7 protein-coding genes and 1 pseudogene are annotated in these 7,428 nt (G+C 43.5%); 3 read left to right on the forward strand and 5 right to left on the reverse strand.

Going from position 1 to position 7,428, the window contains the following annotated elements; all coding sequences use genetic code 11:
* Window positions 1-2 precede the first annotated feature (2 nt).
* A complete protein-coding gene (locus tag HRT75_RS00465) occupies window positions 3-719 on the forward strand; it encodes an SAM-dependent methyltransferase (protein ID WP_291181948.1) in 717 nt (238 codons plus the stop codon).
* A 19-nt stretch (window positions 720-738) separates the two neighbouring features.
* On the opposite strand, the gene HRT75_RS00470 is transcribed toward HRT75_RS00465, so the two are convergent.
* The 4 genes from HRT75_RS00470 to dapF form a co-directional block, all read right to left on the reverse strand.
* Window positions 739-1,398, reverse strand: coding sequence for a peptidoglycan-binding protein LysM (locus tag HRT75_RS00470; RefSeq protein WP_291181949.1), 660 nt, complete (start codon window positions 1,396-1,398; stop codon window positions 739-741).
* Between the two features lie 248 nt (window positions 1,399-1,646).
* Complete coding sequence (gene mltG / locus HRT75_RS00475) at window positions 1,647-2,693, reverse strand: endolytic transglycosylase MltG (RefSeq protein ID WP_291181951.1); 1,047 nt, start codon at window positions 2,691-2,693, stop codon at window positions 1,647-1,649.
* Window positions 2,686-3,216 carry a GNAT family protein gene (locus HRT75_RS00480; RefSeq protein WP_291181952.1) on the reverse strand — a complete coding sequence of 177 codons (531 nt, stop codon included), beginning with the start codon at window positions 3,214-3,216 and terminating at the stop codon, window positions 2,686-2,688. The genes mltG and HRT75_RS00480 overlap by 8 nt, the downstream gene beginning before the upstream one ends.
* Window positions 3,201-3,980, reverse strand: a complete 780-nt coding sequence (gene dapF / locus HRT75_RS00485; protein ID WP_291181954.1) for a diaminopimelate epimerase — start codon at window positions 3,978-3,980, stop codon at window positions 3,201-3,203. The genes HRT75_RS00480 and dapF overlap by 16 nt, the downstream gene beginning before the upstream one ends.
* 132 nt (window positions 3,981-4,112) lie before the next feature.
* Between dapF and HRT75_RS00490 the strand changes: the two genes are divergently transcribed.
* Together HRT75_RS00490 and HRT75_RS00495 are read left to right on the forward strand one after the other, a co-directional pair.
* On the forward strand, window positions 4,113-5,507 hold the full coding sequence (locus HRT75_RS00490; protein ID WP_291181956.1) for a trypsin-like peptidase domain-containing protein: 1,395 nt from the start codon (window positions 4,113-4,115) through the stop codon (window positions 5,505-5,507).
* Between the two features lie 155 nt (window positions 5,508-5,662).
* Entirely contained in the window at window positions 5,663-7,111 is a 1,449-nt protein-coding gene (locus HRT75_RS00495) for a glyceraldehyde-3-phosphate dehydrogenase (protein WP_291181957.1), read from the forward strand.
* Between the two features lie 48 nt (window positions 7,112-7,159).
* Here HRT75_RS00495 and HRT75_RS00500 read toward each other — a convergent pair.
* A pseudogene (locus HRT75_RS00500) lies at window positions 7,160-7,428 on the reverse strand (gfo/Idh/MocA family oxidoreductase); the annotation flags it as partial.

Genomic DNA, 7,428 nt, shown 5'->3' on the forward strand with positions numbered 1-7,428 from the left:
TAATGGACACCCCCAAGGGAAAGCTATATTTGATACCAACAACCTTGGGGGAATCCAATCCTTTGGAAGTTCTTCCACTGACTGTTCGCAAAGCTGTGGAACAGATCAATCATTATGTTGTAGAACATGAAAAGAGTGCCAGACGCTCCATTCAACGGATTGCACCGGGTAAATCTCAACCCGATCTACACCTACAACAACTCAATAAATTCACAGATCCTGGAGAGATCAGGAGCTTTTTAGACCCTTGCTTAGCAGGATTTGACGTCGGAATTATTTCTGACGCAGGTTGCCCAGGTATTGCTGATCCAGGTGCCGCAGTAGTTGCCCTGGCTCATGAAATGGATGTGCAGGTGGTACCTTTGGTAGGCCCCTCCTCCATCCTATTGGCCATGATGGCTAGTGGTATGAATGGACAGAAATTTGCTTTTCACGGTTATCTTCCGATAGACAAACGCGAACGCAGAAAAGAGATCAAGCAATTAGAACGCGACTCTAAAGCCAATAATCAGGCGCAGCTCTTTATAGAAACGCCTTATAGGAATGGGCAATTGATGGAAGCCTTGTTGAGCACGCTGCTTGGAGATACGCGTCTTTGCGTGGCGGCAGACATCACCCTCCCCACGGAGTACATCAAAACTCTAACTGTGGATCAATGGAAAAAAAATAAGGTGGACCTACATAAAAGACCCACCTTATTTATCATTCAAAATAACTAACCAACTAAACTTAACTTGACTATATGCGTTCCACTTTCGCGGTCTTGTCTGCAATGACTCCGGAAGTATCGTAGCCAGCAAACTTGCGCATATAATATCGTATTGAGGTTCCGAAAGCATCGTTGAAACCAACTGTGCCTCCACTTCTCAAATATTTCTTTACGTTCCCCGGACCTGCCAAATGCGCGGCAGCGAGAATTCCGGATTCCGTTACTTTTACTCCATTAATGGTTCGGCCAACAAATCTGTTGATGTCTCTTCGCAACACCCACTTATTGCGTGAAGTGTAAACTGCGAAAGCCTCTTCCTGAACTTCAGGACTTTGTAAATAATCACTGGCATCATAAACCCCGATCATACGCAAGGTTGCCTTACCAAATTGATATTTACCCATATACCCGAACTGGTTTACTACCGTGTATCTTCCTTGAGACTCCTTAAAGGCCAAGGCCTCACGAAATCCTAGATATGAGTATCCCAAAAACGGAGAAAACATGTCATAATCAAAAGAGCGTTGTTCTTCAAGGGTAGGTACATTAAAACAAATATCGTTCTCAGTAACCTTGTATGCTGATAGATCGGCTTGACCTGTCGTAACATCCTCGCGAACTTTGAATCCAACCGTGATGATTAGGATCACCATTGGAAGTACTACAATTCGTATTAAACTACGTATCATATTGTTTGGAATTTGCAAAGTCGGAGCTTTGCATTTTCAGCGGGCAAAACTACGACATATAACAGAACCTGCAAATTTTTTCTGTTAAGCTTGTCTTAAACACAGGAAAAACCCCTAACTCGCTGATATACTTGGTTTTATTAAAAGTATAGCGAAAACGTTTGCGTAGTACGAAGGCCGCAAAAAACTTGCTAACGGCTTATCAACACGTCAGTTTTAGGTAAGAAAGTATGCGAAAATGATAAAAATTAACGATTGATGCCTTGCTCGTTAATCCAGCGCACATAGGCTGCACGGTTACGATTGTGTTGTTCAATAGACTCCGCGAACTTATGGTAGCCAAAGTTCTCCACATTCACTACAAAATAGTAGTAGTTGTGTTTTTCATAATTGAGTACGGCGTCAATGGAAGAGATATCCGGCATGCTGATCGGTCCTGGAGGGATTCCTCCGTACTTATAGGTATTGAACTTAGAATCTAACTCCAAGTCACGATAAAGCACGCGTTTGATCTGCTGTTGAAAGTCATTATCCAAAAGTTTCTTGGCATAGATTACGGTAGGATCCGCTTGAAGTGGCATCCCTACCTTAAGTCGGTTTACATAAACTCCAGCCACTCGTGGACGCTCATCTGCTTTTGCAGTCTCTTTTTGAACTATAGCAGCCAAGGCCGAGATTTGCAAAGGGGTATAGCCCATTTGAGCAGCCTTAGCTTTGCGCTCTTGATTCCAGAAGTTCTCATACTCCTTCCACATCTTTTCGCGCAGGCCTTCAGGACTGGTGTTCCAATAGACCTGATAACTGTTAGGCAGGTACATGCTCAACGCATTCGCCTGATTGAAGCCCTTATCGGCCAGGAATCTCGGATCGCGCATAGCTACTAGCAGCGTTAAGCTATCTATCTCAACCTGGGCAGATAAACGACCTGCCAGATCTTCTAAACGCTCTTGATTGTTAAATCGGATGGTAACCGGGACATTATTGACTCTAAGAGTATTGATAATGTCATTATTACTCATCCCTTTGGTGATCACATAATGACCAGCCTTGATATTGCCTATATAGGATTTCTTTTCTGCTACGGTTTCAAAAGCATCAAGATCTTTCAGTAAAGGGCGCAACTCTTCTTTTACATCCTTAAATCCTGCGGTACTTTCAATATAGATATGTGCCTCCTCATTATTAAAGGCGGTATTGTCCGCAAAAATTGTTTGATACACAACATAGGTGAATACTCCACCTGCAACGGCTCCAAGGATCAGGACCCAAAGAATGACTTTTTTAAGATTACTCATTGATCTTTTGATAGATTAATTCATCAGCAAAACCCGCGCTGGTCCAATGCCAATCACGCTTGATTCCACTTTTGGTAAAACCTAAGGCTTCAAAAAGTTGAATGCTGGCTAGGTTTTGGGCTCCAATATTAGCAAAAACCTGATGCAGCCCCAAATGATCAAAACAATAGGGAATTAATAGACTTAATGCTTCTCGTGCATAGCCCTGTCTGCGATTGTCCGGCTCGTAGACTACAATACCCACTCCTACTCGCTTGTTCTTCGGATCAAAATCGAAAAGATCTACAAACCCTAAAGCCTTGGAATCCTCGGCAGTACAGATAACCAAGCGCAGCTGCTTGGCGCTGTAAATGTCTAAATGAGCTTGTTCTAGATATTGCTTGAGTACAAAACGGGAATAGGGAACCAAGGTATTGGAGACCTCCCAAATGGCGGTATTGTTTTCTACCTCGAATAAGAAATCAAGGTCCTGAGGCTCAAGAGCTCTCAGTCTTACCGCATCATTACTTAATTTGACGTCCATTGGCCTTGATATACTGGAGTTGCTGGTCCCGCGAGCACTACATCAGTGAAACGATCTGCTGCTTTGGTAAAGGAAATTTTCAGTTCACCTCCAGGTGTTGAGATCTTCACTGTATTGGCTATTGTTTTACCTGCGTGATACATAGCTAGAGCCACAGCAGTGACTCCTGTTCCGCAAGAATAGGTCTCGGCTTCTACTCCGCGTTCGTAAGTTCTCACTTTAAAATGATCTGCGGATACAGGCTCTACAAAATTGACATTCGCACCTGCAGCTCCATAAGTATTGTAACGAATATCAGCGCCTTCTTGTTGCACATTGACCTCTTGTACAGCATCACAAACTTGAATGTGATGCGGAGATCCAGTATCTAAGAAATAAGCTCCGTCTTTGTCTTCTATGGTTTGCACATCTCTCATATGCAAGGCAACCCAGCCGTCGGCTACAGTGGCCTCATGAATTCCATCCACAGCCATAAAACGAGTTTGATCACCAATCATACCTAAACTGTGTGCATAATGCACGGTGCATCGACCGCCATTTCCACACATGCTGCTAGGCTTGCCATCAGCATTAAAATAGACCATTTCAAAATCAGCATCAGGATGCTCTTCTAAGAGGATCAAACCGTCAGCCCCTATACCAAATCGTCGGTCGCAAAGCTGTGCGATGAGTTCGGCATCTTCTTTGTTGAAGAAGGGTTGTCTATGGTCGATAAGGACAAAATCATTACCGGTTCCTTGATATTTTACAAAGTTTATAACCATGGAGCACAAAGATAGAAAATCACAAGTTCTAAGGTTGCGTTAACTAGTGTTAAAAGGCGTTAAACCGTTAAGTTTTGGTCAATATTTCGACTAAATTTAAGTTGTTAATCCAAAGATTAAAAAAGAAAGAAGATGAAGAAAAACCTAACCCTATTTGCCGTCGCTCTACTTGCCGGTATGGTAACGTTGGGCGGATACAAATTATTGGAAGACAAAACCCCAGTGGTTATCACTCAAAGTCAACAGGAGATTCCTGTAGTAAATACCGGATTCACCAATCTAGACAATACAGCCCTGGCTTTTGATTTCACTACGGCCGCAGAAACCTCTGTCAATGCAGTAGTACACGTTAAAAACACAACGATCAGTAAAGGCCCTACCAGCATTATGGACTTTTTCTATGGTGGCGGTGGCGAACGTGAAATGGTCGGCACCGGAAGCGGTGTGATCATTTCTCCAGACGGCTATATCGTGACCAACAACCACGTGATTGAGAACGCCTCTGAACTGGAGGTAACTTTAAACGACAATCAAATGTTTGCTGCCGAACTCATTGGGACCGACCCAAGCACAGACATTGCATTGATTAAAATTGAGTCAGACACCAATCTACCTTACCTCGCCTTTGGAGATTCCAACGAAGTAAAAGTAGGCGAATGGGTCTTAGCAGTTGGGAATCCTTTTAATTTAACCTCAACGGTAACCGCAGGTATTGTAAGTGCTAAATCACGTGATTTGAATCAATATGGCTCCAGCACACAGAGTTTTATCCAAACAGATGCAGCGGTAAACCGCGGAAACAGCGGTGGTGCCTTGGTTAATGTACGTGGAGAACTCATCGGTATCAATACCGCGATCACTTCACAAACGGGTTCATATGTGGGTTATTCCTTTGCTGTGCCTTCAAACAATACCAAAAAGGTCATTGAAGATATTTTGGAATTCGGATTTGTACAACGCGGTATCCTTGGAATTCGCGGAGTAAATGTGGCTGATGCAGCTAAAAGATTACCAGACGTTTCTGAAACTGAAGGGGTTTATGTCAGTACCGTAGAAATTGGCTCTGGTGCTGATCTAAGCGGAATCCAACAAGGCGATATCATTAAGCAGATCGATGGGATCAGCATCAACAAGTTCACAGATCTTGTTGGCTATGTGGGCTCTAAGCGCCCTAATGACATAGTGGATGTGACAATCATTAGAGATGGTGACACAAAAACGCTGCCTGTGACCTTGGTCAAATTAGAAACCTATCAGATCGATGATTTAGGCATTGAGGTCAAGAATGTCTCTGAAAAGAAACTCAAAGAATTCAACACCAATTACGGGGTCTCTGTGAATCGTGTGCTTACACGAGATATGGGGAAATTCAATTGGGACGATGTGATCATCACCAAGATCAACGACGAACGCGTTGAAAACATAGAAGACGTTCGTCGCATCATTGAAAATCGCGACAGCAGAGAACCCTTTAGCCTCACGATGATCGATCGTGATGGTGAAGTCAATAAATTTATTGTGCGCTAAGATTAGTTTACACAGTTCCGACCCCTTCTGCAGTCTGCGGAAGGGGTTTATTTATCCTTCAGAATAGATAAAATCCGCCTTAAAAAATATTTGATAAAAGTGCTACTAAAACGTTTGAAATGGGTACTTTTGCCCAAAATTTTAAACCTGCTTTTATGAGTTTCGAAGCCACCTACGAAAAGGAGCTGTCCTTCCAAACTGATCGCCGAAAGGCCACCGTTGAATTCATTAAGATCGTCAGTGATCTTTGGTACGACAAGAACATTGAATTGGTTCTGTTCCGTAATCCACTTATTGATCAAAGCGTGAGTGAGATCTTGCGTTTGCATGAGTACGCTGGAGCCTTTGTAGGAAAGCCAATATCTATTTTTGATTCTGTTGAGATCGCTCAGGCCATCAAAAACATGAATCTTCCTGCTGCCAAATTAGACATCGGGAAGCTTACTTATGAGTATCACATGGAGGATGGTGCTAACAGAAACGCGCCTGCATTTGTTCACAACAAACTTAAAGATGCCAAGAACGGCAACGGTATTGAACCTAAAGATGTTGTGCTTTACGGTTTTGGACGCATCGGTAGACTGCTTGCCAGAATTCTGATGAGTCGCACGGGAGACGGATCGCAATTGCGCCTTCGCGCTATCGTGACTCGTGGTGCAGTAGACAAGAGCGTTTTGGAAAAGCGCGCTTCACTCTTGCAGTATGACTCTGTACATGGAGACTTCCCAGGAACCGTTCAGATCGATGAAAAGAACAACGCCTTGGTGATCAACGGCACTACGGTTCACATGATCTCTGCCAATGGGCCAGAAGAAATTGACTACACCGCCTACGGTATCAGTGATGCCTTGGTAATGGACAATACAGGAGCCTTCCGCGATGATAAAGCCTTGCAACGTCACCTGACTGCCAAAGGAGCTTCTAAAGTGTTGTTGACCGCTCCTGGGAAAGGAATTCCAAACATTGTGCACGGAGTGAACCATTTGGATAATGATCCGGATCAAGTAGATATCTTCTCCGCAGCCAGTTGTACTACTAACGCCATCACGCCTGTACTTAAAGTTATTGAAGACAGCTTGGGTGTAAAGCACGGACACTTAGAAACTATCCACGCCTACACCAATGATCAAAACTTGGTAGACAATATGCACAAGAAATACCGCAGAGGTCGTGCTGCTGCACTTAATATGGTGATCACAGAAACTGGTGCTGGTAGCGCTGTTTCTAAAGCGCTTCCATCTTTTGAAGGCAAGCTGACTTCAAACGCGATTCGCGTTCCTGTACCTAATGGGTCTTTAGCCATCTTGAATTTGACTTTGGATAAAAAGACCACAGCGGCCAAACTCAACAAGATCATGAAAAAGGCAGCCTTAGAAGGAAACTTGGTAGAACAGATCAAATATTCTTTGAACAACGAATTGGTGTCTTCCGATATCGTTGGGTCTTCTGCTCCGTCTATTTACGACAGTAATGCAACCATTGTGAATGCAGAAGGCGATAACGCCATCATTTATGTTTGGTATGATAACGAATACGGATACAGCCATCAGGTGATCCGTTTGGCAAAATATATTGCCAAAGTAAGACGCTATACGTATTACTAGTAGTCTTTAACACTGAAACTTTAAACCCCGGCCTTTTGGTTGGGGTTTTTAGATTTCAAAACCTTCGCGATAGTTTCTGCGGACCCATTCGTTGGCCTTGTCGTAATTGGTGACCTTCATAGCTTCTCCGTCCCAAAGAATGGTCTTTCGACCTGGATAGTTATACGGCGCCCAATCTCCTACCTTTTTGCCGTCCTTAAGTTGCTTGTACTGGAATGCTTTAATAGCGAGATTCCCCATAAGCACAGCCTCGGTTAAAGGTCCACCATAAGAAAATGGCGAAGAGGTAGTCCCTCCTTTTAAACAAGCTTCAACCC

The sequence above is a fragment of the Gilvibacter sp. genome, from assembly GCF_013214815.1.
GTDB lineage: Bacteria > Bacteroidota > Bacteroidia > Flavobacteriales > Flavobacteriaceae > Gilvibacter.